Here is a 26,879-nt window from a genome sequence, read left to right as displayed (position 1 = left end):
TCTGAGCCATGATCAAACTCTTCAATTAAAAGTTTTGTTGAAACCCTTTACTAGAAAGTGTTTCGTGCTCATTGAATTCTGATTTTGATTTCTTTCGAAATCGAATTGACTGTGCTGAAACAAGTAAACTTGTTTCCGTTGGTCACTCAGTTTCTCCTAAGAGAAAATCAATTGAGACTCTAATTTTTTTGCTAACTTCAATCTAAGAAAGAAGGTTCGCTGTTAGAACTCAATCTGTACGAGTGCCCACACAGATGATTGCTTCATATTTTTAAAGAACGTTGCGATGATTAAGCGCTTTGCTTTATCTCGCTAGGGCTGCGAATGTTACGCTTTCCTATTTTTTTGTCAACACTTAATTTTAAACATTTTCTTAAGTGAAAAGCTAAACTAAGTTTTACTTGACGCTGACTCGTTTCAGTTTGCTTTTCAGCGTGTTGCTCCGTGTCAGTGGGGTCGCATTATAGGGCGATCCTTTTTTTGATCAAGCCTTTTTTGATGAAAAATTAAAAAAAACAATCGAACGAACAAATAACACTCAAAAAGACCCAAAACCCTTGAGTTTTGTATGAAAAACACACTCATAAATTATATTTAACCACATCATGTCTTTTCTACTATGAGTAACTTAAACAAAAAAGCCGGATCGCGTCATTGCGTTCCGGCTCAAATTTATACTTTATAGGAGATATTATGGTCGAGGAATAAAACCAACCGCATCATATACTGCCTTTAATGTCGTTTGCGCTTGCGTTTGCGCTTTCTCAGCACCACTTCGCATGATCTCGTCAAGGCGGTTTTGATCTTCACGGATCTCTTTAAAACGAGATTGAATAGGCTCAATCATTGCTACAACTGCATCAGCTGTATCTTTCTTTAAGTGGCCATACATTTTATCTTCATATTCAGGCACTAGATCTGCAACAGATCGCTTAGTTGCAACTGAAAGTAATGTTAGTAAATTAGATACACCTGGTTTTTCAGCTCGATCAAAATAGATCCGCGCCTGTTCATCTGAATCTGTTACCGCTTTTTTAAGCTTCTTCTCAATTTTTTTCGGTTCGTCTAACATCATAATAAATGCATTGGGGTTATCATCTGATTTAGACATTTTCTTCAAAGGATCTTGCAAACTCATCACCCGAGCACCCAACTCTGGTATATATGGTTCAGGTAGTTTGAATACTTCCCCGTATAGGTTATTAAAACGCGTTGCAATATCTCTGGTTAATTCTAAATGCTGTTTCTGATCTTCTCCCACAGGCACTTGTGCTGCTTGATACAGTAATATATCTGCCGCCTGAAGTGCTGGGTACGAGAACAAGCCAACATTAATGTTATTCGCATGTTTTGCTGACTTATCTTTGAACTGTGTCATACGATTAAGCTCACCCATTTGCGCATAACAGTTTAGTACCCAACCCAACTGGGCATGTTCAGGTACCTGAGACTGCACAAATAAAGCCGCCTTTTCCGGGTCAATGCCACAAGCAACATAAAGTGCAATACCATTCAATACCCGCTCTCGGAGCTCTTCCGGTTTTTGACGCACTGTAATGGCATGAAGATCAGCAAGCATAAAGTAACTTTCATGATTTTCTTGTAAGTTAAGCCACTGGTTAATTGCGCCAACATAATTGCCTATCGTCATACCACCCGTTGGCTGCATGCCACTCAACACTACTGGTTTACTCATGATGTTCCTTTATATATAAATATTAGTTTCGCTTGTTTAAAATAGGGATTATATCTAAGAATCCCTCACAGAGGTACTCTGGATTAAGATCTTCTAAATTACACCCTTGATTGTAACCGTACTTCACTGCGATTACGTCTACCTTGGCATTTTTCGCTGCCAATATATCACTTTTTGAATCCCCTACCATGATCACGTCATCGACAGAAAGACCTAGGGATTTACACGCCATGATCAGCGGTTTAGGATTTGGCTTTTTATCAGTATCATCACCACAAACCAATACATCAAAGTGATGATCCAGCTTTAGTTTATTCAACAATAACTCTGTAAAAACTCTGTCTTTATTGGTGACTAATGCTTTTGGAAGATGCGCCAACGCCGATAGACCTGTTTCCACGTGTGCATATAACCCGGCGTAATTCCCTACAATATCATGATAGTGCTGTTTAAACCGGACAATTGAAATATCAACAAGCGATTGATTCAAGTCGGGATTAACCTGCATGTCACCTGTCAAACCTCGCTTAACTAACGTGCTTATGCCATTACCCACCCATGTTTTAACCTGTGCGTAACTGACGATAGGGTACGCCACTTCGGTTAGCGTGAGATTTAACGCCATATACATATCCTCTACGCTATCGACTAAAGTTCCATCTAAATCAAACAACACACCTTTATAACTCATGATCCTACCTTTGCTAATTCATCACGCATTTGATCTATAACCACTTTATAATCCGGCTCATTAAATATGGCAGAACCCGCAACAAACATATCAGCGCCTGCAGCTGCTACTTCAGCAATGTTTTCTACTTTGATACCGCCATCCACTTCTAAACGAATGTCACAACCAGACGCTGTGATGAGTGCTTTAACTTGCTTTAGTTTATCAATCGTTTCAGGTATAAAGCTTTGCCCCCCAAAACCTGGATTAACTGACATGAGTAAAATCACATCTAGCTTATGCATTACGTGATCTAAATAATGTAATGGTGTTGCAGGGTTAAAAACAAGCCCAGCTTTACAGCCGTGCTCTTTGATCAAACTGAGCGTCCTATCTATGTGTTCACTCGCCTCTGGATGAAAAGTAATAATGCTCGCGCCTGCTTTAGCAAAATCAGGGATCAAACTATCAACTGGCTTAACCATCAAATGTACATCAATGGGCGCTGTGATCCCAAACTCTCTTAACGCTTTACAAACCATTGGGCCTATCGTTAAATTTGGCACATAGTGGTTATCCATGACATCAAAGTGGACCACATCTGCGCCAGCACTAAGAACACGTTCCACATCTTCGCCAAGCCTTGCGAAATCAGCTGATAGAATAGAAGGCGCTATTAGGTATTCAGTTTCTTGAGACAAAATAAGTACATCCTAAAGTTACTAACTTTTGAGTTAACTTTACCGTAATTAATGCTGTGAACCCAACAAAAATAAGCGCTTAATTATGGCGTTACAATTAAAGCTTAGAGGGTGCCTAATTATGTTTGTTTTATGAGCATCTATTGTGTATTATTTAAGAATAGGATGGGTTAGGAGTAGTTATTATGTTGAGTCGGCTAAAAACACGGATGCTTGGGCTTTCAGCAATTGCGATTGTATCTGTAGGGGCTATCTCCTACGATAATTCTCAAATCATAAGCTCTCTCTATAAAAATTGCGCCTGCAATGCCTCTCATCAAATATCACCTACTGAAATACAAGCTTGCAAGCGAGATGCCCATACAAGTTGGTATGCATGGTTATCTGGAGAGAGCAGTAGCGCCCAGTTTCATTACTTAGATCTTTTAGAACTTTTACTGGGCTCTAAAGAGTCTAGTTCTAGCAGAGATGGATTCACTTCTCCACTTTAAGAGGGCACAATTTTGCAGCTGCTAAGTATCATACAAAGCGTTCTTGCTGCCATTTTTGGTGTTCAAAGTCATGGTAAGTACCAGCACGACTTTAACACAAGTTCCTTTTTACCGTTTATAGTCGTAGGTATTATATTGGTAATCGGTTTTGTTATAAGCATTGCACTGATTGTGCAGTATGTTTTGCATTAATCAACGCTAAAAAACACTTTACGTATTGCAGTATAGCGCCATCAATTCGTTAACCTTTGTTCTACCAGTCCCTTTAGGGCTAATTGTCCTCTTTACCTGGATCGCATCTAACTTAGCTTGACTGTAAATCTTACGCGTCCAAACGGTGTCATGATTTGATATCAAAACTGGCGTTGATCGCTCAAATGCCGTCATTTCAGCTAAGTTTGCCAAGGTCGCTTGATCGTTTAAATCAAATCCACCTTTTGCATACGAAGTAAAAGAGGATGTTTTACTCAGTGGAACATAGGGAGGATCACAATACACAACGGCATTATTCGGAATGTTTTTGAAAACCTGCGCATAACCATGGCACGTAAACGTCGCCGTTTGCGCTTTTTCGGCAAAGGTATATAGCTCTTTTTCAGGAAAATATGGCTTCTTGTACTTTCCAAAAGGTACGTTAAAAATACCCTTTAAATTATATCGGCATAAGCCATTGTATCCATGTCGATTCATATACAAGAATAAAATAGCACGCTCATAAATATCAACACTGCTGTTAAATTGCTTCCTATATTCATAGTAAGCATCTGCATGGTTATTTAAATCAACAAACAGCTTTCGTGCATCACTCACAAATTCATCTGGTTGTTGTTTTAATTCATTATACAAATTAATTAAATCAGCATTAATGTCGTTCAGAATGTAGTGTTTAAAATCGGTATTAAGAAACACCGAACCAGCACCAACAAAAGGTTCCACTAAAGTGTCGGCGTCACGGCTCGCCAACGATAAACGCTGTGCTATGCCCTCAACCAAACTATATTTTCCACCTGCCCACTTTAAAAAGGCCCGGGTCTTTTGTTGCATACAAACTCTAATTATTTTGAAGTTGCGCGATTTTACACTAAAAGCTGATAATTACCGAGCAAACTCAGTAATTTCCTGCTTGATTTTAGTCTGCTTTTTGAAAAAAGGTTGTCCGGCCAGTATATCACTTGGTAATTGTGCTTTCGCTTGCTTTGCACTCTCTAATGTCGTAAAACCACTTTGCACAACAATCCACCAAAGAGCTTCTGAACGACGAGTACCATATATTTCTAGATGCGATATTCGCGGTGTGTTTTTTGTAATAAAGGCATCAGCAATTACCTTGTCTTTGACAGCTAAGAGTTGAATAGCCCAGTTAGTATCGGCTTGTGCCAATAAACTTAGGTGAGAATGTTCCGCAGAAACGATATTTTCAGAACTAATAATGTCTCTTTTCGTTTCAACGTCTTTCAGCACTAGCGGCTCAATCGATTTATTAACTTCTAAGGTACCTTCTGCTAAATTACCCTCTTCCTCACTTACTTCATCAAGTGGTTCCGTCAACGCAGATAACACCGCAGCCACACGACGCTGTCCAGAACCAATACTTTGTACCGCCTCTGGTATATCATTAACAACGATTAAAGGTTGTTCTTCATCATTAATCGCGTCTAGCTCTCCAGTCGATGCGACTTCTTGCACACTTGGTACAGCAACCACATCATTGGCAGCCTTTCCTGTAAAAACTAGCTCACTAGAGAGAACAGTATCAACCACTGGTGGCCCACTCTTATCAGGTACTAATTCACTGATCTCTTTTTTATAAACAAACGCAACCATCAGCAATGCCAACAAAACAGTCAGCAGAGTGAGATGCCACTGTGCTTTCGCATATTTACTTGGTTTGGGTTGTGCTAGTTGCTGCTCTTCAGAACGCCAATCTAATAATACCGCGGGATTACCATGAGATTCATTCAGAAAAGCTTGAAAAATAGGGTCTTCTTCAACAGGTAATTGCGAAAAGAACATTTTCATCAACGCTTTAGACTCTAAGAGCGATAAAGGCTCTAAATGTAAATCTAATGCTTGTGGTACCATCATAGGTGATTGGGCGGTAATTAGAATATAAACTTTTTCTATCGTCTGTTTTGCAAGCTTTTGTAACTCTGCAACCATTTCATCAGATAAGTGCCTAGCGCCATCTAACACCCATAAGCATGGTCCTGAACTAGATTCACTATGCAAACTGATGAAATTATCACTTAATGACAGAGTTTGATCGATAAGGGGAGAACGAAAACTATGCTGTAACAGTTGGACTGTGAGCTCACTGTCTTTAGTGTGTGCAGATAACTTAACAAAGGCTTTATTAAACTCTGGATACTTATCGGTGATAAACGACTCAGCTAAATAGCTTTTCCCTAATCCAGAGGCTCCAATCAAACAAATGAGGTTTTGCCCGTACTCAAATTGTAATTCAATTCGATTTACTAAAGCAGCTCTGCTGGGCAATATTTGAGATTGCATTAGCGCCCTATAAGTGTGCTCACCGCGTCATCTGACACATCATCTACTAACGCACATTCTCCCAGCTTTGTGGGCACAATAAATCGAATACGACCTTGCTTATTTTTCTTGTCTTTACGCATATGTAATAAAAATTCAGCGCTGGTCATACTATCAGGAATAGAGATCGGTAAATCATATAGTGCAAGGAGCGTTGCAATTCTATCCACTTCTTCGCCACTCAATGCATTGCGTTGATAAGCAAGCTTTGCAGCAAGCATCATCCCTGCTGATACCGCCTCACCATGTAGCCATTTACCATAACCCATTTGTGCCTCTATGGCATGGCCAAATGTATGCCCTAAATTAAGTAATGCACGCAGGCCAGCTTCTTTCTCATCCTGTGCAACAATTTCAGCTTTAATTTGGCAACACCGGTAAATCACTTTAGTCAGTGAATGTACTTCATGCGCTTTAAGCTGAGTATGCTGTTCCTCAAGGTAACTGAGAAAGTCGATGTCATAAATCAAACCATATTTAATGACTTCAGCCATGCCTGCTGCAAACTCTCGTGCAGGTAAGGTGCTTAAAGTATCGGTATCAATAAAAACGGCTTTTGGTTGATAAAAAGCCCCTATCATATTTTTACCTAATGGATGATTAACTGCGGTTTTCCCACCAACGGATGAATCTACTTGAGAAAGTAACGTGGTTGGAATTTGAATAAAGGGTACGCCGCGCTGATAACACGCAGCGACAAAGCCTGTTAAGTCACCAATGACTCCCCCACCTAAAGCAATTAAGCATGTGTCCCTGCCGCAATTGTTTTCCAACAAAAAGGCTGAAACCTGCTCAAAATACTCTAAGGTTTTATATTGCTCACCATCAGGTAAAACAATATGTAAAGGCGCACACTCAGCCAAACTTTCCAATAGCCCATCTAAGTACAATGGTGCAACCGTTTGGTTAGTGACAATAACAGGTCGACATGCTCCAACATAATGCTGTAACTGTCGACTATCTGATAACAGATTTTGACCAATATAAATGGGATAACTACGCTCGTTCAATTCAACTTTTAGTTCAAGCATTTATCCCTCTCAGATTGGTCATTTAACTAGAAATCTAGTTTATCTATAATTTGATTAGCAACTACTTTTGCGCTTTGCTCGTCTGTGCGAACAATATGATCAGCCACTTCTTTATAAAGTGGCTCACGCTCTTCTGCCAAACGCTCAAGAACATCTCTTGGCGCTTCCTCGGTTTGTAAAAGTGGACGACGCTTGTCACGCTGTGTACGAGCAACTTGTTTCTCGATAGGAGTTTCTAAGTAAACAACAATGCCGCGCGCAGATAACTTATTGCGCACTTCTTTGCTGACTACTGAACCACCGCCCGTCGCCAAAACAATGCCTTGCATCTCGGTTAGGTCAGAAATTACGCCTTCTTCGCGCACTCTAAACCCATCTTCACCTTCAAGATCAAACACCCACGCAATGTCTGCGCCAGTACGGCGTTCAATTTCTTGATCCGAGTCTACAAATTCAAGGTGTAATTGATCAGCAAGGTGTCGACCAATCGTGCTCTTACCAGCCCCCATCGGGCCCACTAGAAATATATTACGTTTCTCAGCCATATCTTTTTAGTACTAACGAACTCTAAAATTTGAAATAAAACCCCGCCTAACGACCTGGCCCCAAAATTAAGGAGGGGATTATCTCAGTAATTCGTGAACGATTTCAAGTCAAATAGTATAAAAAGCATCTACTAGACCTGAAATCAGCGGATTACTAGACAATTACTGACCATCTAGCATTATTTTTGGGGTCACAAATATCAATAATTCTTTCTTCTCGTTTATTTCACGAGTATTTCTAAACAACATTCCCACGTAAGGGATGTCCCCTAACAATGGAATTTTACTCACGGCACTGGTTATTTCTTGTTGATATATCCCGCCAAGTACCACAGTTTGACCATTCTCCACTAAAACCTGTGTTTGGATCTGCTGTGTATTAATCGCAACTGCAGGACCACTTGGTGTTTGAACATTATCACCTCGAGTATCCTGCGTAATGATCAAGTCTAGTATAATTTTGTTATCCGGTGTGATTTGTGGCGTTACTTCTAAACTTAACACCGCTTTTTTAAAGCTGACTGACGTTGCCCCACTCGACGCAGCTTCAACGTATGGGATTTCAGTACCCTGCTCAATCCGTGCTTTCTTTTGATTCGCCGTAGTAATGCTTGGCGTAGCAATGATTTCGCCTTTATTCTCTTGCTCTAATGCTGATAACTCAAGATCTATTAACGTCCCATCTGCTAACTTTGCTATGTGTACACCAATACGTCCAGCGGATAGTCCCGAAACGGGTAAATTAACATTTAAGCGATTAGTAAAATCAGGTATGGTTCCATTAGATAGAGAATCAGCCCCTTCCAATGATCCTGATATCGCATCAGAACCCTGCTGATCACTAAATCCCCAACGTATACCAATATCTTCCTGTACGTTGTCTTTAACCGTCACCATGCGAGATTCAATGCGCACTTGCTTAACCGGTACATCTAATGTCTCAACCATGCGGCGAATACTTTCAATGCTACGTGCACTGTCTTTAATTAATAATGTGTTGGTGCGGTTGTCGACCGATACACTACCACGATCACTGACAATGCTATTTATATCTGTCTTTAATAAATCAGCGAACTCTTCTGCTTTAGCATAGTTTAATTGAATATACTCGCTATACAGAGGTTCAAGCTCTTCAACTTGCTTGCGCGCTTGTAACTCTTTCGCTTCTCGGGCTGCCAACTCTTCAGAAGGGGCAACCATTAAAATAGAGCCCTCCATTCTTTTATCAAGCCCTTTTACTCGCAATACCACATCTAACGCCTGATCCCAGGGCACGCCATCAAGTCGTAAGGTAATATTACCACTGACAGAATCACTCGTGACCAAGTTGAAATTATTAGTATCAGCAATTATTTGCAGTACAGAGCGTACAGGAATATCTTGAAAATTAAGCGTTATCGGCTGACCTTGATATTCTTTTTTCTGTCCGAAAACTTGCTGCTCGGTGTCCTTCTCGACCGTTAGAGTAAAAATATTATCCAGTTGCTGATAGGTGTATTTGAACGCGCTGTTAGGTTCAATGACTAAGCGGCTGCTGTTTTCTTCTCTAAATGTTTCTATTTTACTTACAACCGTACCAAAATCTAAAACATCTAATTCATAAAGTAACTCATCTAAAATCGCCGTATGGTGAAAATCAGCAATGATCTTACCGCCACGCTCTTGAACGTTTATTGCTGCTTGGGCACTTTGCAAAAAAGCCAGTACTTTGGCTTCACCCTTTTCCCCGCGGCGAAAATCTATAGATTGAATGGTGTTGATATGAGTGGCAACTGAAGAGGTCGCTTCACTTGTCATATCTGCAGCTATTGGATTATCCGACACCTGCAAATAAACGAGATTGTTCTTCACTCTGGTTTTATAAAGCTTTAGCTTGTCCATAACGACAGTTAACGTAAAACCCTTTTCTTCCATTCTGCTTTCAATAACCTGTATGCCAGCCTTATTGACAGCTAACGACTTTAAGCTTTCTTCAAACTCAGCATTCGGAAAAAATAACGCAAGTCGAGCGGGTGAATTTAACACTGTGACAGTCGGCTCGATATCAAGTTGTTCGTCAAACACAAACTGCAATTCAGTTTCTTCATTTGGAACCGGGTTATAACGCACATCATAAAGCATAGGCACAGCCTGAACTAACCCTGATAGTGCTAACAAAACCCCATAAATCGTTGCTCTGAAACCAAAATTCAAACTCTTACGAGCCATAATAATGTTACCTTTATTGTTATTCACCTGTACCAGTTTCTTCTGATTCGTGTATTTCGACTTTTGTTAGTCGCTCTTTCCAACAACCTGTACCGTCAGGTATTAATTCTAATAGTTCGATATGATCAGGATTAACGCTTACGACCTCACCATGATAAAGACCCATATATTGGCCTTGCTTTATTCTATGTAACCCTTGATCAGATGCTTTAATTAACGCCCATATCGCATTCGCCGTGGCAATAGTCCCTTTCATCTCTAAGTTATCTAGCGGGTATTTTTCTAAGGGATCTCTTGCCCTGTTTGGATCCGGATGCAAACAGTTGCGCACCTGTACCATTTTACTTTCAATCACCTCAGGTTCAGGAGCCACAAATGGACTCCTTAAATTCACCGCATCATAGGAAAAATGCGTAAATTCACGCATTTTCGGGATTGGTTCTACCTTAGGTGTCGCGCTCGCCTGTATTTGGTCAATAAACTCTTTTTGTTCCGCTGTGTCGTCATTACATGCACTCAGCAACAGCACTCCTATCACTATCCAAGCAAGCCGATACATCACTTACGCCCCTCTTGCTCATAGCGATAGGTTTTAGCCACCACACTAAACACTAAATTATTATTGCCCGCATTTTCAATTTGAAAGTCATGCAGACTCACAATACGCGGTAACTCAGCCACTTTACTCACAAACTCACCGAACTCATGATAAGTCCCAACAATTTCAAGTTTAATGGGTAATTCAGTGTAAAATTCTTTTTTAATCTCAGGTAACCAGCCAATCTTCAAAAACGTGAGGCCGCTCGATGTACCGACATAAGTTAAATCATCGAGTAACCCAGGAGTTTCATTTGACGTCGGTAACCGCCTTAATAGTTGTGAAAACTGCCCTTCCATATCAACCATCTGCTGACGATATAGATCTAAGTTATTCGCTCGCGCATATTTGATTCTATAACTCGTTCTTAATTCCTGCTCAGCATTAACTGCACCATCATATCGGCTAATCGACGTCGATACTAATAAGCTATACCCCACCGCGAGTGTGATCACCACCACCAATACACAACACAGTACCTTAACCGCAAACGGCCATTCACCTATGTTATCTAATTCAATTTCATTCCAATCGATATCTTGTAATGATTTAAGATCAAAATTCACTCTTTAAGCCGCCTTTAAATTACTGCTCACGCTGAGATGCTTCAATTTGCTTAAACGATTTCACATAAAAATGCATAGTGAAATCACTTAATAATCTTGAGCGCTGCTCTCCAGCGACAATCCCCTGTATTACCGGACGCTCAAGTAAATAGGATGCTTCTACTTGTCTTAACATTTGTGATAAACGATTATTAGATTCACTACGCCCTATCACCTTCAATAAGTTACCCTGCCTTTCCAAACTAGTGAGGTATACCCCAGCAGGCACGACACGTGTGATCTCATCAATAATCTGAGTGCCCAAATTTCGGTTACTTTGTAGTTCTTCAATGAGTCGGATACGACGTTGCAAATTGTCTTTTTTCTTATTTAAATCATTAATTGCAACAATCCGAGTGTCTAATTTAGTAATTTCTGTTTTCAAGTAATTATTTTTGATGTTCTGACCAGCAGTCAAGCCATCATAAAATGCACCTATAAAGTACATCACTAAAAAAACAACCCCAACAATTAAACCAATAATGGTTAAGAATTTTTGTTGTGAAGCCTGACGCTGCTGTTCGCGCCATGGCAATAAATTTATATGTGGCATGATGTAAAGCTCCTCAATGCGAGCCCTGTGGCAATAGCGAATTGCGGTTTATGCCTTTGCAATACATTTCTATCAACTTTGGGAGACACTTCCATGTCCACAAAAGGGTCTGCAACAATCGTGTGAATGCCTAACTCATCTACCAATAATCTATCTAACCCTTCAACTAAAGCTGTGCCGCCAGTTAATACAACATAGTCTACGTGGTCTTTTCCACTGGTCGTCATAAACATCTGCACCGCTCTGCGTACTTGCTGCAGCAATGCAGTTTGAAATGGCGCTAATACTTCAAACGTATAGTTAGGAGGTAAATCCCCAGTTGTTTTTGCAATTTCAGCTTCATCAAAGCTTTTATTGTAGTAGGCAACAATACTATTTGTATATTGCTCCCCGCCAAACACTTGATCTCTGGTATAAATTGCTTTACCAGATTGGATCACGCTAACTAAGGTGATCACCGCACCAATATCGATGACAGCAACAACCTTATCAAACGCATCAGATGGCAATTGTCCATATAATACATCGAGCGAGCGACCCAGCGCATAACTTTCGACGTCCACTACTTTCGCTTTGTAACCTGCTTCTTCTAGCGCACCAACACGAGCTTGAACACTTTCGGTACGCGCAGCGGAGAGCAATACATTGACCCGTGAAGGATCCGCTTCATTCACCGAGATTTTCTCAAAGTCCAAGCTTACCTCATCAAGTGGATAAGGGATCAAACTGTCAGCTTCTATCGCAATTTGCGACTCTAATTCAGCATCGGTTAATGAAACATCCATAAAAATCACCTTAGTGATCACCGACTGGCCAGACACAGCAACCGCAGCATATTGCGTATGTTTTGGTAAACGTTTTTTTAATTTACTTATAACTCGTCCAATGGCTTCAATATCTTGAATTGCACGCTCCGATATTGCACCTTTTGGGATAGGCTCAATCGCCACTGCTTCTACACGATAACCCGCATTTGACTTTGACAGCAGCACGGCTTTGGCACAATGAGAGCCAATGTCGATACCGAACATCATTGGTGCCTGTTTCTTGAAGAGTTTGCTAAGCATGGCTGTCGCTTAATATCCTTTGTTTTATGTATGAACAAGTTATAATTATACGCACAATTATTATTAATCATTTTTTATTCAAGATATACTAGCAGTGTCTACCTATAATTGGGAGTCTAACTAGGGAATATTCCGTGACTATATTGAAGAGAGCTTTACAGTTTTTTATCGCTTGTACTATTTTAGGTCTGTTAACATTAATCAGTCTTTATTATTATGTCAAATCTGATATCCCCAGTGTAAAGGTACTTAAAGAGGTACAATTACAAACTCCCATGCAAGTTTTTACCAAAGATGGCAAGCTCATCAATCAATTTGGTGAAAAACGACGTATTCCAGTAAAAATTGAAGACATTCCACAGCCCCTTATAGATGCCATACTCGCCACTGAAGACAATCGCTTTTACGAACATTTTGGTATTGATCCTATCGGTATTGTACGCTCCTTCATCGTCTTAGTCAGTACAGGTGAAAAGAAGCAAGGTGCCAGCACCATCACCATGCAGCTCGCTCGAAACTTTTTCCTTACACGTGAAAAGGCCTATATCCGTAAAGTAAAAGAAATCTTTATCGCATTACATATTGAGCAACTGCTTTCTAAAGACGAAATACTCGCCCTTTACCTTAATAAGATTGAATTAGGGCATCGGGCATTTGGGATTGGTGCAGCCGCGCAGGTGTACTACGGAAAAGAGCTCCATGAACTCACATTGCCACAAATGGCGATGATAGCCGGACTGCCAAAAGCGCCTTCAGCACTTAACCCAATTCGTAATGCAACACGAGCAAAAGCACGCCGTAACGTTGTATTAGGTCGAATGTATAAAGAAAAATACATAGATAAATCAACCTATGAGAAAGCCAAAAATGCGCCTATCACCGCACAGCGTCACGGTGCAGAAATAGAGCTTTACGCACCTTATATTTCCGAAATGGTTCGCGCTTATATGGTGGAGCGCTATGGGACGGATAAAGCTTACAATAGTGGGTTTAGAGTATTTACCAGCGTCGAGTCTGATATTCAAGCCGCAGCACAGCAAGCGCTAGTCAATAACTTACATAAATACGATATGCGTCATGGTTATCGAGGCCCTGAAAAAACGTTGTGGCAATTTGAGAACGAGACACCTTGGACTGAACAAGCGATATTAGCCCACTTGAAATCCGTTAAAGAAATTGCCCCGTTACATGCCGCAGTTGTGGCAAGTATCTCTGAACAATCTGCAACTGTACTGGCTAAATCAGGCGCGTACCACACCATAGAGTGGGCTGGTCTTAGCTGGGCACGCGCCTTTATTTCACAAACTCGCCAAGGCTTACCACCCAAAACAGCCAGTGATATCTTAGCACCCGGTATGCAAATTTGGCTGAGACAGCATCAGAATGAGTGGCAATTGAGCCAATACCCTACCCCTTCAAGTGCACTGGTTTCATTAGACCCACAAGATGGCAGAATAAAAGCCTTAGTGGGCGGCTATAGCTTCACACAGAGCCAATATAATCGAGCTACGCAAGCAAAAAGACAAGTTGGTTCAAACATAAAACCTTTTATTTATTCAGCAGCTATGGAAAGTGACTACTCACTTGCGACCATTATTAACGACGCCCCGATCAATCATTGGGATAAAAGCCAGCGCTATGCATGGCGTCCGAGAAATAGCCCCGATGTTTATAGCGGCCCGATCAGAATTCGTCGTGCACTTGCTCAATCAAAAAACGTTGTATCGGTGAGGTTATTACAAGGCGTCGGATTAGATCAAAGTGCTGATCACTTACTTAAATTTGGTTTTCAAGATGAAGACATTAATCGCAGTGAATCCCTAGCGCTCGGCAGTGCAGCAATGACGCCACTGGAGATGGCCAGAGGAATGAGTACTTTTGCTAATGGCGGGCACTTAATCGATCCGTACTTTATTAGTGAAATTCAAGACGCCTATGGCAATACATTGGGCTCAGCACAGCCGCTTATCGCCTGTGATGAAGAACAATTAGAAATAAATTCTCATACCTGCGCGCCACAAGTGATCTCAGAGCAAAATGCCTTTTTAGTATCCAGTGCGATGCACAGTGCAATTTGGGGTGGAGGCAGTTGGCGCCACAAAACAGGTTGGACAGGCACTGGCTGGCGCGCACAGAATTTAAAACGCCGAGATTTATCTGGTAAAACAGGAACCACTAACGAATCGATAGATACCTGGTTTAGTGGCTTTAATCAAAATGTGTTAACTACGGTGTGGGTTGGCTTTGATGACGCAAGTAAGCCTCTAGGCCGTGCATCATACAATAACAACCTAGGCAAAAATCAGTTGGTAGGTGCCGAATCCGGGGCGATTTCTGCACAACCTGCATGGATTGAATTTATGCGCACAGCGCTTAACAACCAGCCTCTCGCGCCCATTGAGCCTCCACCGGGTTTAATCTCAGTACGCATTGATTTAAAAACGGGTTTACTGAGTCATAAGAATGACCACACCAGTCGTTTCGAATATTTTGAGCCAGGTACCGTGCCGACAAAATATGTATTAGATAAAGGCGCAAGTACACCATTTGATGATCCTTTGCCAATACAGGATGAGTTATTTTAACCCATTTGTTATTAAGCCCCTCGTGATAGCGGAATACAAAAAAAGCCAATCATTTATCTGATTGGCTTTTTAGTCATTGATGCGAATTGAGGCTAATCTATCAATAAATTAGGCTTATAAATCAGCCATATAGTTTGCTGGAAGCTCAATTTTCGCAACCCCTGACTCGATTGCAGCATGTGCAACAGCCTTCGCTATACGCGGTAATAAACGTGGGTCCATTGGCTTTGGAATAATATACTGTGCACCAAACTCCAAGCTCTCAACGCCAGCTGCAGTCAACACTTGCTCAGGCACCGGCTCTTTCGCAATACTGCGAATGGCTTCAACCGCAGCAATCTTCATTTCATCATTAATCGCCGTCGCCCTCACATCGAGCGCACCGCGGAAAATAAACGGGAAGCATAATACGTTATTCACCTGATTCGGGTAATCAGAACGACCCGTTGCCATGATCAGATCGGTTCGTGCGCTATGTGCAAGCTCTGGGTTGATCTCTGGATCTGGGTTAGAGCATGCAAATACCACAGGCTTATCTGCCATAAGCTTTAAATCATCTGCAGACAATAAATCTGGACCAGACACACCAACAAATACATCTGCATCAGAGATCACATCTTGCAACGTACGCTTATCCGTATTATTAGCAAATAATTGTTTATACTCATTTAAATCGTCGCGACGCGTGTGAATCACCCCTTTGCGGTCGAGCATATAGATGTGTTCACGTTGTGCGCCACACTTAATTAATAGTTCCATACATGCGATGGCCGCAGCGCCGGCTCCCAAACATACGATGATCGCATCTTGTATGTCTTTACCCTGAATTTCTAACGCATTGAGCATACCAGCCGCAGTAACAATCGCAGTACCATGTTGGTCATCATGGAAAACGGGGATTTCACATCGCTCAATCAACGCTTTCTCTATTTCAAAGCACTCAGGGGCTTTGATGTCTTCTAAATTAATACCACCAAATGTGTCTGCGATATTGGCAACCGTATTGATAAAGTCTTCTGTAGTACGATGCTTGACTTCGATATCAATTGAATCTAATCCCGCAAAACGTTTAAATAATAGCGCTTTACCTTCCATCACCGGCTTTGAAGCCAGAGGGCCGAGATTACCCAAACCTAAAATAGCAGTCCCATTACTGATCACTGCAACCATATTACCTTTACCGGTATATTTATATGCATTGGCAGGATCGGCGGCGATTTCACGCACAGGTTCTGCAACACCCGGGCTATATGCCAAGGCTAAGTCTTTAACGGTTTCCGCTGGTTTAGTCAGTTCAACACTGATTTTACCTGGAACGGGATGAGCATGATAATGTAGAGCTTGTTCACGAAAGTCTGACATGACGCGATATATTCCTGCAAGAAGTTAAAAGTGAGAGTGAAATTCCGCAATTAAGTCAACAATACCCTGTTTGCAAATATATTCAAGCAATATCAGGTCAATCCTGTACTTACTAATTCAAGGCATTTTCACAGATTTTTACGGCTATTTAACTTATTTTATCTGCTTTTATTCATCTAAAATCACTCAAAACCGGCTTTTATTCCATCTTCGCTGAGTGAAAAACAACCCAACTTAGCCGTCACACTCAAAACCGTCGAGATAGAACAAAAAAGTCAGCAAATCTCTGCATTTAAAAGATTTTAATGAATTTTAAAAACAATAAGCATACAAGTAACATAATGGCACACCGAATTTTTATGCATAAAACTAACAAAGGTACGCAAAAAATCCGTCTTGTACTCTCTACGACTATAGAAGCTCTTGAGGAAAAGTGAAATGAGGTAAATTCAATATTGAATATAGATAATATAAATTAGAGCTTTAACTCGACTGAAAAATTATTAAATTAAAGGCACAAAAAAAGCACCCGTAGGTGCTTTCATCAAACGTGTGGTCTTACTTACTGCTAAGAGAACCAAAACGCTTGTTAAAGCGATCAACACGACCACCTGTGTCTAAGATTTTCTGCTTACCAGTATAGAATGGGTGACACTCAGAACATACGTCTAGGTGAATATCTTTACATAGTGTTGAACGAGTCGCAAATTTATTACCACATGAACAAGATGCGTTAATCGTTTCGTACTTAGGGTGAATACCTTCTTTCATAGCAACCTCTGGTTAGGCCGTATCGCTCTCCAAACCCGAAGTTTGGCACCATACGTAGTTATACAAATAATTGGACGCGTATTTTATGTAACTACAGCCCAATCTACAAGCACTAAATACACTATTTAGCTAAAATTCATCCAACCTGCTTTTATATAAGCAGTTTAAACTGGGTTTTTAGACGCCCCTCTAGTAAATTGATCATATCCGAGTGAATGTGAGTTTTTAATGTCTTTTGTTGAAGTTGCTATTAAGGTCCCTCTGCCCCGTACGTTTGATTATAAATTAGACGATGGGCAATCTGTATCTGTTGGCTCTAGAGTCGAAGTGTCTTTTGCGAATAGACGTTTAGTCGCAATGGTGGTTGCATTGAAAAGCGACTCACAAGTACCTGAAAATAAAATAAAGCCCATCACACATATTATTGATAATGAGCCAGTGTTATCCGCGCAGCATATTGCCTTTTTGCGCTTCACAGCACAGTACTACTGTCACCCATTAGGCGAAACCCTATTTACCGCTTTGCCTGGTGCGCTGCGCAGTGGGGAACACCCCGACAAAACGACCGTTGCCACCGTTACTTTAACTGATGCAGGCTTAAACGCGCCTAAGCTTCGTTCAAAAAAGCAACAAGCGCTATTAGCGCAATTGCATGCATCTGGCGCTTCAAGCATTACAGAGCTAAAAGCATTAGGTTTTACCAAGCAACAAATTGATGGCTTACAAGAAAAGGCCCTTATCAAACAATATTTAGCACATGATACCCAATGGGCGCTTTCACCAAGGGCAATATCCTCTAAGCCCCGCTTAAACGAAGAGCAAGCTGCCGCTTGCAGCGTCATTAACCAACATCAGGGTTACCAATCATTTTTGTTAGAAGGGATCACAGGAAGTGGTAAAACTGAGGTTTATTTACAGTGTCTCGAAGACATCATTAACTCAGGGCAACAAGCATTAATCTTGGTGCCTGAAATCGGCTTAACGCCTCAAACCGTTAACCGCTTTCGTCGTCGCTTCCCTGATACCCCCATAGATTTATGGCACTCAAATTTAACTGACAATGAACGCCTACACGTATGGCGCAGATCAGAGCAAGGCAGCTGCGCCTTAGTCATTGGCACCCGATCGAGTATTTTCCTCCCATTCAAAAATTTGGGCATGGTCATCGTTGATGAAGAACATGATAGTTCTTTCAAACAACAAGACGGTTTACGCTATCATGCTCGCGATTTGGCGGTATATCGATGCGCTCGTGCAAATATTCCTCTTATTTTGGGCACAGCGACCCCCGCCTTAGAAACGTTGCATAAAGCCATTGATAAAAAGTTTCAGTTACTGACCCTATCAAAAAGAGCGCAAACAAAAGCAGATAACCAATTTTTACTTGTCGATATGAAGGGCCAAGCTGAACAAAGCGGTTTTGCGCCTGCCACTCTTAAAAACATCGAGCACACACTGGCGCGCGGTAAACAAGTCATGGTGTTTTTAAACCGTCGTGGCTATGCCCCTACATTGCTATGCCATGAATGCGGTTGGTTGAGTGAGTGTTCTCACTGCTCAGCCAGTACAACCTTTCACAAAGCCATGGCACGTTTAGTTTGTCATCATTGTGCACAGCAAAGCTACGTACCAGCCCAATGCCCTGACTGCGGCAGCACCCAAATTATGCCCGTTGGGCTTGGCACAGAGCAATTAGAAGATTTTTTACAACAACACTACCCAGATACACCTATCAGTCGTATCGATAGAGACTCAACCCGTAAAAAAGGCGCGTTAGAAAGCGCTCTTGCAGACATCAACGCTGGAGGCAAGCGCATCTTAGTCGGAACACAAATGCTCGCCAAAGGCCATCACTTTGCGGATGTTAGTTTGGTTATTATGTTAGATGTAGATGGCGGGCTCTACTCGAGTGACTTTAGAGCAACAGAGCACATGGCACAATTGATAACCCAAGTTGCGGGGCGTGCTGGACGAAGTGGCGAACCTGGGACGGTTCTCCTGCAAACTCACTTCCCAGAACACCCTTTATTACAAGATCTGGTCAATAACGGATACCAAGATTTCGCCCGATATGCCTTACAAGAACGTCAAGAAGCCGCGCTTCCTCCCTACACGCATTTAGCATTAGTACGAGTTGAAGGGACTAATTCTAAAATAGTAATCGACTTTTTAGCAGATTTGGTTCCTGTAAACCCATACTCTGGTATACAATTACTCGGGCCGGTGCCTGCCCCTATGGAGCGCGTAGCTGGAAAATACAGATACCAATTACACATTCAAGCCTCAGAACGACCTACTTTGCATAGCTACCTTGCTCAGCTAATGAACTATATTAACGAGCATAAGTTAGCAAATAGGATTCGATGGAGCATTGACGTAGACCCCACGGATACCTATTAGTAATTTATGGCACAGCACGATTATATAAATAGAAAGCCGAACAGCAATAAAGGCAAAAACAATAAGCAGGTTTCACAACGTAAACCGTTCCCTGTGTTTTTAGCGATCGCTGCACTCGTTTTAATTTCCGGATTCGTATATGGGCTTTGGTACATCAAAACTAATGCCGACCCTGTTCACGTGAAACAAGTTCAAAAACAAGCGCCCATCACTCAGCCTGTAGAAACCGCACTTGAGAAACCTCGCCCTCCTGAGTTTTTAGAAGAAATTAAAAATCATGAGATAAAGGTTGATGTAAAAGAAATAAAACGCAAAGGACCCTATCAAATGCAATGTGCTTCACTCAGAAAATATTCTGAAGCCGAAGCGCTAAAAGCCAAAATCGCCTTTGCAGGACTGGTTGCAGAAATTCGCCGTACAGAGGGCAGTAACGGAGTATGGTATCGCGTTCGCTTAGGGCCTTATGATAGTAAGCGAAAAGCAGAAAGTGACAAAAACAAATTAAAGCGGATCCACATTGTTGGCTGTGCTATTTGGGGTTGGACTTGATTTTAGTCCAACCGCCCTCATCTATGTTGTAATTAAATTTAATACGAGGCACACACAGCCTCTCTATTAAGGAATACTATGACTACCATCGTAAGCGTCCGTCGTGACAATAAAGTTGTTATTGGCGGAGATGGCCAAGTGTCACTTGGTAATACCGTAATGAAAGGCAACGCCCGCAAAGTACGCCGTTTATATAACGGCAAAGTACTTGCTGGATTCGCCGGCGGTACCGCAGATGCTTTTACTCTATTTGAACGCTTTGAAAGTAAACTTGAAATGCATCAAGGACACCTCACCAAAGCGGCTGTAGAAATGGCCAAAGATTGGCGTAGTGACCGAGCTCTGCGTAAATTAGAAGCATTGCTTGCTGTGGCAGATGAAACCGCTTCCTTGATCATCACCGGTAACGGTGATGTTGTGCAACCTGAAAACGACTTAATCGCAATTGGTAGCGGTGGTAACTTTGCCCAATCAGCAGCCACTGCATTATTAGAGAATACCGATTTAAGCGCCGTTGAAATTGTTGAGAAAAGCCTTACGATCGCAGGCGATATCTGCGTATTTACCAACAACTTCCAAACTATCGAAGAATTGTAAGAGGAATTGCCATGACCGCAATGACCCCAAGAGAAATTGTTCACGAACTAGATCAACATATTATTGGTCAAAATAAAGCGAAAAAAGCCGTGGCAATTGCGCTACGTAATCGCTGGCGTCGTATGCAGTTAAACGACGACTTACGTGCTGAAGTAACACCAAAAAACATTTTAATGATTGGCCCAACTGGTGTTGGTAAAACTGAAATTGCACGTCGCTTAGCAAAACTGGCTAATGCACCTTTTTTGAAAGTAGAAGCAACTAAGTTCACCGAAGTCGGTTATGTTGGTAAAGAAGTTGAAACCATCATCCGTGATTTAGTTGATATCTCAATTAAAATGACACGAGAGCAGCAATCTAAAAAGCATCAACATAGGGCTGAGGAAGCGGCTGAAGAACGTATCCTTGATGCATTATTACCTCCAGCTAAAGATGCGTGGGGCGAATCACAGCCCGCAGAAAACAGTTCTACGCGCCAAGTTTTCCGTAAAAAGCTACGTGAAGGTCAGCTAGACGACAAAGAAATCGACATTGATATTGCTGAAACCCAACCTCAAGTTGAGATCATGGCCCCTCCTGGCATGGAAGAAATGACCAATCAGCTACAGGGCATGTTCCAGAACATGACCGGTGAGAAAAAGAAAAGTCGCAAACTAAAAATCAAAGATGCTTTTAAGCTACTCATCGAAGAAGAAGCTACTAAAATGGTGAATCCTGAAGAGCTTAAAGAGCAAGCTATTTTTGCTGTTGAGCAAAATGGTATTGTCTTCATCGATGAAATTGACAAAATCTGTAAACGCGGTGAAGCACAAGGCCCAGATGTGAGCCGTGAAGGTGTACAACGCGACTTACTCCCTCTGATTGAAGGCTCAACCGTCAGTACAAAACACGGTATGGTAAAAACTGACCATATTTTATTTATTGCATCTGGTGCATTTCAGATGTCAAAGCCATCTGATTTGATCCCAGAGTTACAAGGTCGATTACCAATCCGAGTTGAGCTTGAAGCCCTAACGGCAAAAGACTTTGAACGTATTCTTACTGAGCCACATGCCTCTTTAACAGAGCAACAGCAAGCGCTATTGAAAACAGAGCAAGTGGATATTAATTTCACAGAAGATGCACTGACTCGTATTGCCGAAGCTGCATGGCATGTAAACGAAAAAACGGAAAACATCGGCGCCCGTCGTTTACATACGGTCATGGAAAAGTTGATGGAAGAAGTCTCATTTGATGCTTCGGAGCGCAATGGCGAAGCACTTGAAATTAATGCACAGTATGTTGAACAGCATCTAGATGCATTAGTGCAAGACGAAGACTTAAGCCGCTTTATTTTATAAGCAGTACAAGTATGATAAAACGGAGCTTCTGCTCCGTTTTTTATGGACTCATTGTTATGTATTTAGTTACGAAACTACATTTTCATCGTAAAAGTAAAAAACTAGATGTTCACTTTGACGACGATGTTATTTACACATTACCCTGTGAGTACCTGCGCACCCACTCACCTTCTGCTGAAGTGCAAGGCCATGGCGCTGAGCAAAGTAAGCTCGTGTTAAATAAAGATGCTGTCACAATTACCGCGCTCGATCCGGTGGGTCATTATGCCGTCAGGCTCAGCTTTGATGATAGCCATAATTCAGGCCTATTTAGTTGGCAATACTTACGAGAGCTAGGGGTAAACCACACAACTTACTGGCAAACCTACTGCGATAGAGTCGCTCAGCATAACGAACAAGCTCACAGCGTTCCCATTAAGTTCATGCCGTAGTCTTAACACCTAAACATCCGGTTCTGAAAATATATTACGGTAATCTTCACGCATTCCGTGTGAGTTAAAACATATTTAACCTCAGGCTTGGATAAGGGTTTTGGAATAGAAAATGTTTTGAAAACAAACTTAACTACAATCCAATGATGATATTTTTCTCAATATCAAGGCGCTTTTATGCAGTAATAGCGAGCTATTGCAAATGAAAGCAACGCCGAGAGTGAGAAAAATAGCTTTATTGGGCAAATTCGCTTACCCAGAGCTGAGGTTATTTACTTGACTTAACATCGTTGGTTTCCTGCCAAAGCAGTGCTCTACCCATCGAAGGCTCGGATATATCCTTCTATTTTAGGTATAAAAAAACGCAGCCTTATGCTGCGTTTTTTATCCTCTATAAATCGTTTACACTTTATATTTTGCAACTGCCTGATGAAGCACACTCGCCTGTTCTGAGACTTCTTCACTACTTTGTGCGTTAGATTGCGCATGTTCAGACGCAACTTGTGCAATATCTCTAATGCGCACTACATTCTTATTCACTTCAGAGGCAACTTGATTTTGCTCATCAATGGCAGTGGCGATATGCGTGCTCATATCCATAATAGTTTGTACATCTGTTGTTATAGATGTCAGTAACTCACCCGCTTTCTCAGCCTGCGAGACACTTTCACTACCCTGTACTCGGCATTGCTCCATAATATTTACAACCTCTCTCGTGCGTTGTTGCAATGTCGAGATGATACTTTCAATCTCTTGTGTAGAGTCTTGTGTGCGCTGTGCCAATGAACGAACTTCGTCTGCTACCACTGCGAATCCGCGACCCTGCTCACCTGCTCGCGCTGCTTCTATCGCCGCGTTTAATGCAAGTAAGTTAGTTTGCTCCGCAATACCGCGAATAACATCCAAAACAGAACCAATCGTTTCACCGTCTTTTTCTAACTGAGAAACCACATCCGACGCACCCGCAAGTGAGTCAGATAAAACCATAATGTGCTTAATGGTCGCATCTACTTCATTACGACCTTGTTGGGCGTTATTATTAGTTGATTCAGCTTTTTGCGCAGCAGCTTCTGTATTGTGAGAAATATCCTGAATGGTTGCCTGCATTTCAGTCGCTGCGGTAGCCACCATATCAGCCTCATGTAGCTGCTCATGCATACCAGAGCTAGTTTGTGCCGTTGTTTCTGTTAAATGCTGCGTTGCATCATTAATCGTCCCGAGTGCTGAATTAACCTCTGAAATGAGGATCCTAAAATCTCCCACTAAGCTATTAAAATCACGCGTCATCACCGTTATTTCATCATTGCCAGATTGCTCAATCGTTACACCCAAATTATTTTCACGGCGAATTCGCTCAATAGTTTGATAAACACGCTCTACTGGGTGAATGATTGAGCGGCTCGTTAATAGCACTAAAATCATTACGATGACGGCAGCAACAACAAATATTGAGATACCCATAAATTGGGTTTGATCAGCATTGAGTTTAATTTCTAGTTTGGTTTGCTCTACAATATCGGCAACCACTTGGTCGCTTTTTTGTACATTAACTTTCATTTTACCCAACGCACCGTCGTCAAGGCTTAGCCCTAATGTTTGCTGTGCACTGACTAAAGCCCCAAACTTTTGTTGATACTCAGCCACTAACGCCAGCAAATTATCTTGGTATGACCGATCAAATCCAGCCTGTGTAATTTGTGTGTTAAAAGTGGCAATCAACTTATCAAACTTAGTTAAGTACTTAAGGTTAAATCGCAGCATAAAGTCTTTTTCTGCTCGCCTTAACTGCAGCATTGTGGTCAGTAACTCAAAGTTTTTGCGTTGTTTTAATAATGTCTCAACTTTATGTACTGCCCCCCTTAACTCCCCGTATAGCGCATCTTTAGGGTGTAAACCAATGACTTTTTGCAGTTCCACAACAGCATGAAAATCTTGATTATAGGCCGCTGCCAGGCGTTTGAATTCATTGAGTTGTGTTGCGTCGATATCAAACTCAGTGAATATTTCCGCTAAGTACACGGTTTTTTGCTGTAATTTTGCATACTCTGCTTCAAATTTCTCTAGGGCGTCCGTGTCCTTATAAAACAGGAAATTTTTCTCATACTTACGCATAGCCAATTCATGAATGTCTAATTCTTCAGCATATTCAATGGTTTCATTGAGTCTAAGCATTGTTTTTGCTTCTAGAATTATCACGAATAGCATCACTAACATTGCGATACCCACAACAAGGGCATTCAGTTGCAAGCGTCGTTTAATGGTTAAATTTTCCAATAAGGCCATACTGTTACCTATATTTTTTGCTACCTAACGGACAGTATAGCCGAGAATATGTGCCAATGCGTATTAGAAATGCATTACATTAAAGAAAAAAGCCAGCCTAACTATTGCAAAAATACAGGGTAAAGCAGCAGGTTAAGCAGCTTTGTGAGGTTGCACTAACAACCCTTGCCAAAGTGATTGATGTAATGTGTCTAAGTCATGCCACTGCTTAGAAAGCAGCCAATCAACCAGAACACACGGATCAGCTGGAAAATCGATACTCTTCCCACTGGGCTCAGCCAAAAATTCTTCAAGTGCATCTGAACTTAAGTAGTGCATGACACGCGCAAACCCCATGTCTTGTAGTGTCTGTGCGTTCGCATGCTGTTCAAATTGCCCCTCTAACGGCTTGAGCAATAATTTTTTCCCAAATTTCAGTGCCTCACTTGAGAGCTCAAACCCGGCATTACCTACAACCCCACTGGTATTGGCTAAGTCTTTAAGAAACCCCTCTCTACTTGGCGCTCGTAAATGAATGTGTGTTTTTGAGCAATCTTTCGCATCCGGGTGATAACAATAAAACTCCTTGTCAGGAAAATCTCGTAACAACTCCAAGACCCGATTTAAATCTTCAAACGGCAAGTAAACCAAGACTTTATTTTCAATCGAACGACAAGTGTTAATCGGTTTTTCATAAGGAATGAAAGGCGGAATTATATTTTTAGAGAAGGGCTGCCAATGTACGCCAAGATGAATATCTGCCGGCGCAAATTGCTTTAGAAAAGTACGCTTTAAAAAGCCATTACTATGCATGGGTACTTCTGGGCTAAGAAACGCAGCTTGATGGCTCATCGCAATGACAGGAATTTTAGCAAGCTTAGCAGCCCATGCACTGACAGGTTCGAAATCATTGAACACTAGATCATATTGGTCTATTTCTAAACGACGTACGTCTTTAACAAACTGCCCTAGCTTAATGTTTTTTAGAGTGTCAATCTGACTCACTTGGCCGTTACGCGTACTGAAACTCAGCCCAGTTTTAGTTTGATAATCACCAAAAGATGCCATATCAAAATACTTGTTGCTGTCACGACCTGAAAATATATAGTCAACATCCACATTCTTTCTTGCAAAACACTCCGCCATAACTCGGGCGCGGGTAATGTGGCCATTGCCAGTGCCTTGTACGCCATATAATATTTTCATAACATCCCTACTAGAAAAATAGATAAACTCGCGCAGCCGATCCCCATCAAAGCTCCCACCACAACGTCTAGTGGGTAATGTACCCCGACCACGACACGGGACAAAGAAACCCCTGCTGCCCATGTAAACAATAACCACCAATGCACCGACAAATGCTCCACAATGCACACGGCGTAAAGCCATGCCCCTGCACTATGCCCAGAAGGTAAGCTAAATTTATCCGCAGGTGTTAATAGTGCTTTTAACGCGTAACAGTCGCAGGGCCGCACTCGGGCAATACGCTTTTTCAGATAAAAATACAGCGGGCGCTCAATCGCAAACGCCAAAATAGCCGTCAATGCAAACTGCTGCCCCAGTTGCTCAAAAAACAACGCACAGACTAATGCCAATAAAATATATAAGCCGCCATTGCCACTTTTGGAAAAAGCCAATGCAACGACTCTCCACCAATGCTTTGGGCTCGGTGTAAACACCGCAAAATATAATACTGTGTCTAACTGTGCTAATTTGCCTTTCATAGTATGTGCACCTGTTATTTGCCTACATTTTCAGCATAGAAGAGCTAAATAACAAAGCGGTGACAGTTTTGCGACACTAATATGTAAGTTACTGTTTAGCATTGCTATGACCATTTATGGGAGTATACTGAAACTGACTTTTG

General features: G+C 41.6%; 25 protein-coding genes. 8 read left to right on the top strand and 17 right to left on the bottom strand.

Annotated features, from left to right (window positions below; all coding sequences use genetic code 11):
* Positions 1 to 691: 691 nt before the first annotated feature.
* The 3 genes from trpS to rpe are packed head-to-tail and all read right to left on the bottom strand — an operon-like array spanning position 692 to position 3,067.
* Positions 692 to 1,696 (bottom strand): tryptophan--tRNA ligase, encoded by a 1,005-nt coding sequence (gene trpS / locus BGP78_RS13090; RefSeq protein ID WP_119861785.1) that lies wholly within the window; start codon positions 1,694 to 1,696, stop codon positions 692 to 694.
* 22 nt (positions 1,697 to 1,718) lie between these two features.
* On the bottom strand, positions 1,719 to 2,387 hold the full coding sequence (locus BGP78_RS13085) for an HAD-IA family hydrolase (protein WP_119861784.1): 669 nt from the start codon (positions 2,385 to 2,387) through the stop codon (positions 1,719 to 1,721).
* On the bottom strand, positions 2,384 to 3,067 hold the full coding sequence (gene rpe, locus BGP78_RS13080) for a ribulose-phosphate 3-epimerase (RefSeq protein ID WP_119861783.1): 684 nt from the start codon (positions 3,065 to 3,067) through the stop codon (positions 2,384 to 2,386). Before rpe ends, BGP78_RS13085 begins: the two co-directional genes overlap by 4 nt.
* Before the next feature lie 185 nt (positions 3,068 to 3,252).
* Here rpe and BGP78_RS13075 point away from each other — a divergent pair, with 185 nt between their 5' ends.
* Together BGP78_RS13075 and BGP78_RS13070 are read left to right on the top strand one after the other, a co-directional pair.
* Positions 3,253 to 3,558, top strand: coding sequence for a hypothetical protein (locus BGP78_RS13075; protein WP_119861782.1), 306 nt, complete (start codon positions 3,253 to 3,255; stop codon positions 3,556 to 3,558).
* A gap of 12 nt (positions 3,559 to 3,570) precedes the next feature.
* Positions 3,571 to 3,750, top strand: a complete 180-nt coding sequence (locus BGP78_RS13070) for a DUF2970 domain-containing protein (RefSeq protein WP_119861781.1) — start codon at positions 3,571 to 3,573, stop codon at positions 3,748 to 3,750.
* Between the two features lie 18 nt (positions 3,751 to 3,768).
* Here BGP78_RS13070 and BGP78_RS13065 read toward each other — a convergent pair whose 3' ends face one another.
* From BGP78_RS13065 to BGP78_RS13025, 9 genes are all read right to left on the bottom strand, one after another.
* Positions 3,769 to 4,602 (bottom strand): Dam family site-specific DNA-(adenine-N6)-methyltransferase, encoded by an 834-nt coding sequence (locus BGP78_RS13065; RefSeq protein WP_119861780.1) that lies wholly within the window; start codon positions 4,600 to 4,602, stop codon positions 3,769 to 3,771.
* 51 nt (positions 4,603 to 4,653) lie between these two features.
* Positions 4,654 to 6,069, bottom strand: coding sequence for an AAA family ATPase (locus BGP78_RS13060; RefSeq protein WP_119861779.1), 1,416 nt, complete (start codon positions 6,067 to 6,069; stop codon positions 4,654 to 4,656).
* On the bottom strand, positions 6,069 to 7,139 hold the full coding sequence (aroB, locus tag BGP78_RS13055) for a 3-dehydroquinate synthase (protein WP_119861778.1): 1,071 nt from the start codon (positions 7,137 to 7,139) through the stop codon (positions 6,069 to 6,071). The genes BGP78_RS13060 and aroB overlap by 1 nt, the downstream gene beginning before the upstream one ends.
* A gap of 26 nt (positions 7,140 to 7,165) precedes the next feature.
* Positions 7,166 to 7,684 (bottom strand): shikimate kinase AroK, encoded by a 519-nt coding sequence (gene aroK, locus BGP78_RS13050; RefSeq protein ID WP_010366439.1) that lies wholly within the window; start codon positions 7,682 to 7,684, stop codon positions 7,166 to 7,168.
* A 162-nt stretch (positions 7,685 to 7,846) separates the two neighbouring features.
* Positions 7,847 to 9,892 carry a type IV pilus secretin PilQ gene (locus BGP78_RS13045; RefSeq protein WP_119861777.1) on the bottom strand — a complete coding sequence of 682 codons (2,046 nt, stop codon included), beginning with the start codon at positions 9,890 to 9,892 and terminating at the stop codon, positions 7,847 to 7,849.
* 19 nt (positions 9,893 to 9,911) lie between these two features.
* Positions 9,912 to 10,451, bottom strand: a complete 540-nt coding sequence (locus tag BGP78_RS13040; RefSeq protein ID WP_119861776.1) for a pilus assembly protein PilP — start codon at positions 10,449 to 10,451, stop codon at positions 9,912 to 9,914.
* Entirely contained in the window at positions 10,451 to 11,056 is a 606-nt protein-coding gene (locus tag BGP78_RS13035; RefSeq protein ID WP_119861775.1) for a type 4a pilus biogenesis protein PilO, read from the bottom strand. The genes BGP78_RS13040 and BGP78_RS13035 overlap by 1 nt, the downstream gene beginning before the upstream one ends.
* Positions 11,057 to 11,075: 19 nt before the next feature.
* Complete coding sequence (locus BGP78_RS13030; protein ID WP_119861774.1) at positions 11,076 to 11,648, bottom strand: PilN domain-containing protein; 573 nt, start codon at positions 11,646 to 11,648, stop codon at positions 11,076 to 11,078.
* Entirely contained in the window at positions 11,636 to 12,715 is a 1,080-nt protein-coding gene (locus BGP78_RS13025) for a pilus assembly protein PilM (RefSeq protein ID WP_119861773.1), read from the bottom strand. Before BGP78_RS13025 ends, BGP78_RS13030 begins: the two co-directional genes overlap by 13 nt.
* A 134-nt stretch (positions 12,716 to 12,849) precedes the next feature.
* On the opposite strand from BGP78_RS13025, the gene BGP78_RS13020 reads away from it, so the two are divergent.
* A complete protein-coding gene (locus BGP78_RS13020) occupies positions 12,850 to 15,300 on the top strand; it encodes a penicillin-binding protein 1A (protein ID WP_119861772.1) in 2,451 nt (816 codons plus the stop codon).
* Between the two features lie 114 nt (positions 15,301 to 15,414).
* Here the strand turns inward: BGP78_RS13020 and BGP78_RS13015 are convergent, their stop codons facing one another.
* Positions 15,415 to 16,662 carry a malic enzyme-like NAD(P)-binding protein gene (locus BGP78_RS13015; RefSeq protein ID WP_119861771.1) on the bottom strand — a complete coding sequence of 416 codons (1,248 nt, stop codon included), beginning with the start codon at positions 16,660 to 16,662 and terminating at the stop codon, positions 15,415 to 15,417.
* A 558-nt stretch (positions 16,663 to 17,220) separates the two neighbouring features.
* A complete protein-coding gene (gene rpmE, locus BGP78_RS13010) occupies positions 17,221 to 17,433 on the bottom strand; it encodes a 50S ribosomal protein L31 (RefSeq protein ID WP_010366427.1) in 213 nt (70 codons plus the stop codon).
* Between the two features lie 228 nt (positions 17,434 to 17,661).
* Here rpmE and priA point away from each other — a divergent pair, with 228 nt between their 5' ends.
* The 5 genes from priA to BGP78_RS12985 all read left to right on the top strand — a co-directional run bounded on the left by priA (position 17,662) and on the right by BGP78_RS12985 (position 22,750).
* Complete coding sequence (priA, locus tag BGP78_RS13005; RefSeq protein ID WP_119861770.1) at positions 17,662 to 19,833, top strand: primosomal protein N'; 2,172 nt, start codon at positions 17,662 to 17,664, stop codon at positions 19,831 to 19,833.
* A 6-nt stretch (positions 19,834 to 19,839) separates the two neighbouring features.
* The gene (locus BGP78_RS13000) at positions 19,840 to 20,382 is read left to right on the top strand and encodes an SPOR domain-containing protein (protein WP_119861769.1); all 543 of its coding nucleotides are present in this window, start codon (positions 19,840 to 19,842) and stop codon (positions 20,380 to 20,382) included.
* A gap of 78 nt (positions 20,383 to 20,460) precedes the next feature.
* Positions 20,461 to 20,979: an ATP-dependent protease subunit HslV gene (gene hslV / locus BGP78_RS12995; protein ID WP_119861768.1), complete on the top strand. Its 519-nt coding sequence runs from the start codon at positions 20,461 to 20,463 to the stop codon at positions 20,977 to 20,979.
* Between the two features lie 11 nt (positions 20,980 to 20,990).
* Positions 20,991 to 22,319, top strand: coding sequence for an HslU--HslV peptidase ATPase subunit (gene hslU / locus BGP78_RS12990; protein ID WP_119861767.1), 1,329 nt, complete (start codon positions 20,991 to 20,993; stop codon positions 22,317 to 22,319).
* Between the two features lie 56 nt (positions 22,320 to 22,375).
* Entirely contained in the window at positions 22,376 to 22,750 is a 375-nt protein-coding gene (locus tag BGP78_RS12985) for a gamma-butyrobetaine hydroxylase-like domain-containing protein (protein WP_119861766.1), read from the top strand.
* Between the two features lie 402 nt (positions 22,751 to 23,152).
* On the opposite strand, the gene BGP78_RS12980 is transcribed toward BGP78_RS12985, so the two are convergent.
* The 3 genes from BGP78_RS12980 to BGP78_RS12970 all read right to left on the bottom strand — a co-directional run bounded on the left by BGP78_RS12980 (position 23,153) and on the right by BGP78_RS12970 (position 26,736).
* Complete coding sequence (locus BGP78_RS12980; RefSeq protein ID WP_119861765.1) at positions 23,153 to 25,033, bottom strand: methyl-accepting chemotaxis protein; 1,881 nt, start codon at positions 25,031 to 25,033, stop codon at positions 23,153 to 23,155.
* A 132-nt stretch (positions 25,034 to 25,165) separates the two neighbouring features.
* A complete protein-coding gene (locus BGP78_RS12975; RefSeq protein WP_119861764.1) occupies positions 25,166 to 26,218 on the bottom strand; it encodes an MJ1255/VC2487 family glycosyltransferase in 1,053 nt (350 codons plus the stop codon).
* On the bottom strand, positions 26,215 to 26,736 hold the full coding sequence (locus BGP78_RS12970) for a phosphatase PAP2 family protein (protein ID WP_119861763.1): 522 nt from the start codon (positions 26,734 to 26,736) through the stop codon (positions 26,215 to 26,217). The genes BGP78_RS12975 and BGP78_RS12970 overlap by 4 nt, the downstream gene beginning before the upstream one ends.
* Positions 26,737 to 26,879 lie beyond the last annotated feature (143 nt).

The organism is Pseudoalteromonas sp. MSK9-3 (assembly GCF_003590335.1).
Lineage (GTDB): Bacteria > Pseudomonadota > Gammaproteobacteria > Enterobacterales > Alteromonadaceae > Pseudoalteromonas.
The sequence above is the reverse complement of the archived record's forward strand: the minus strand, read 5'-3'. Positions and strand labels throughout refer to the sequence as shown.

Bases quoted from the DNA above. Each gene is read 5' to 3' on its own strand.
- BGP78_RS12975 (WP_119861764.1), bottom strand. From the start codon at position 26,218: ATGAAAATATTATATGGCGTACAAGGCACTGGCAATGGCCACATTACC.
- BGP78_RS13025 (WP_119861773.1), bottom strand. From the start codon at position 12,715: ATGCTTAGCAAACTCTTCAAGAAACAGGCACCAATGATGTTCGGTATC.
- BGP78_RS13075 (WP_119861782.1), top strand. From the start codon at position 3,253: ATGTTGAGTCGGCTAAAAACACGGATGCTTGGGCTTTCAGCAATTGCG.
- rpmE (WP_010366427.1), bottom strand. From the start codon at position 17,433: ATGAAAGAAGGTATTCACCCTAAGTACGAAACGATTAACGCATCTTGT.
- BGP78_RS13060 (WP_119861779.1), bottom strand. From the start codon at position 6,069: ATGCAATCTCAAATATTGCCCAGCAGAGCTGCTTTAGTAAATCGAATT.
- BGP78_RS13065 (WP_119861780.1), bottom strand. From the start codon at position 4,602: ATGCAACAAAAGACCCGGGCCTTTTTAAAGTGGGCAGGTGGAAAATAT.
- trpS (WP_119861785.1), bottom strand. From the start codon at position 1,696: ATGAGTAAACCAGTAGTGTTGAGTGGCATGCAGCCAACGGGTGGTATG.
- BGP78_RS13015 (WP_119861771.1), bottom strand. From the start codon at position 16,662: ATGTCAGACTTTCGTGAACAAGCTCTACATTATCATGCTCATCCCGTT.
- BGP78_RS13085 (WP_119861784.1), bottom strand. From the start codon at position 2,387: ATGAGTTATAAAGGTGTGTTGTTTGATTTAGATGGAACTTTAGTCGAT.
- BGP78_RS13040 (WP_119861776.1), bottom strand. From the start codon at position 10,451: ATGTATCGGCTTGCTTGGATAGTGATAGGAGTGCTGTTGCTGAGTGCA.
- BGP78_RS13045 (WP_119861777.1), bottom strand. From the start codon at position 9,892: ATGGCTCGTAAGAGTTTGAATTTTGGTTTCAGAGCAACGATTTATGGG.
- BGP78_RS12980 (WP_119861765.1), bottom strand. From the start codon at position 25,033: ATGGCCTTATTGGAAAATTTAACCATTAAACGACGCTTGCAACTGAAT.
- hslU (WP_119861767.1), top strand. From the start codon at position 20,991: ATGACCGCAATGACCCCAAGAGAAATTGTTCACGAACTAGATCAACAT.
- BGP78_RS12985 (WP_119861766.1), top strand. From the start codon at position 22,376: ATGTATTTAGTTACGAAACTACATTTTCATCGTAAAAGTAAAAAACTA.
- BGP78_RS13000 (WP_119861769.1), top strand. From the start codon at position 19,840: ATGGCACAGCACGATTATATAAATAGAAAGCCGAACAGCAATAAAGGC.
- aroB (WP_119861778.1), bottom strand. From the start codon at position 7,139: ATGCTTGAACTAAAAGTTGAATTGAACGAGCGTAGTTATCCCATTTAT.
- aroK (WP_010366439.1), bottom strand. From the start codon at position 7,684: ATGGCTGAGAAACGTAATATATTTCTAGTGGGCCCGATGGGGGCTGGT.
- BGP78_RS12970 (WP_119861763.1), bottom strand. From the start codon at position 26,736: ATGAAAGGCAAATTAGCACAGTTAGACACAGTATTATATTTTGCGGTG.
- BGP78_RS13030 (WP_119861774.1), bottom strand. From the start codon at position 11,648: ATGCCACATATAAATTTATTGCCATGGCGCGAACAGCAGCGTCAGGCT.
- priA (WP_119861770.1), top strand. From the start codon at position 17,662: ATGTCTTTTGTTGAAGTTGCTATTAAGGTCCCTCTGCCCCGTACGTTT.
- hslV (WP_119861768.1), top strand. From the start codon at position 20,461: ATGACTACCATCGTAAGCGTCCGTCGTGACAATAAAGTTGTTATTGGC.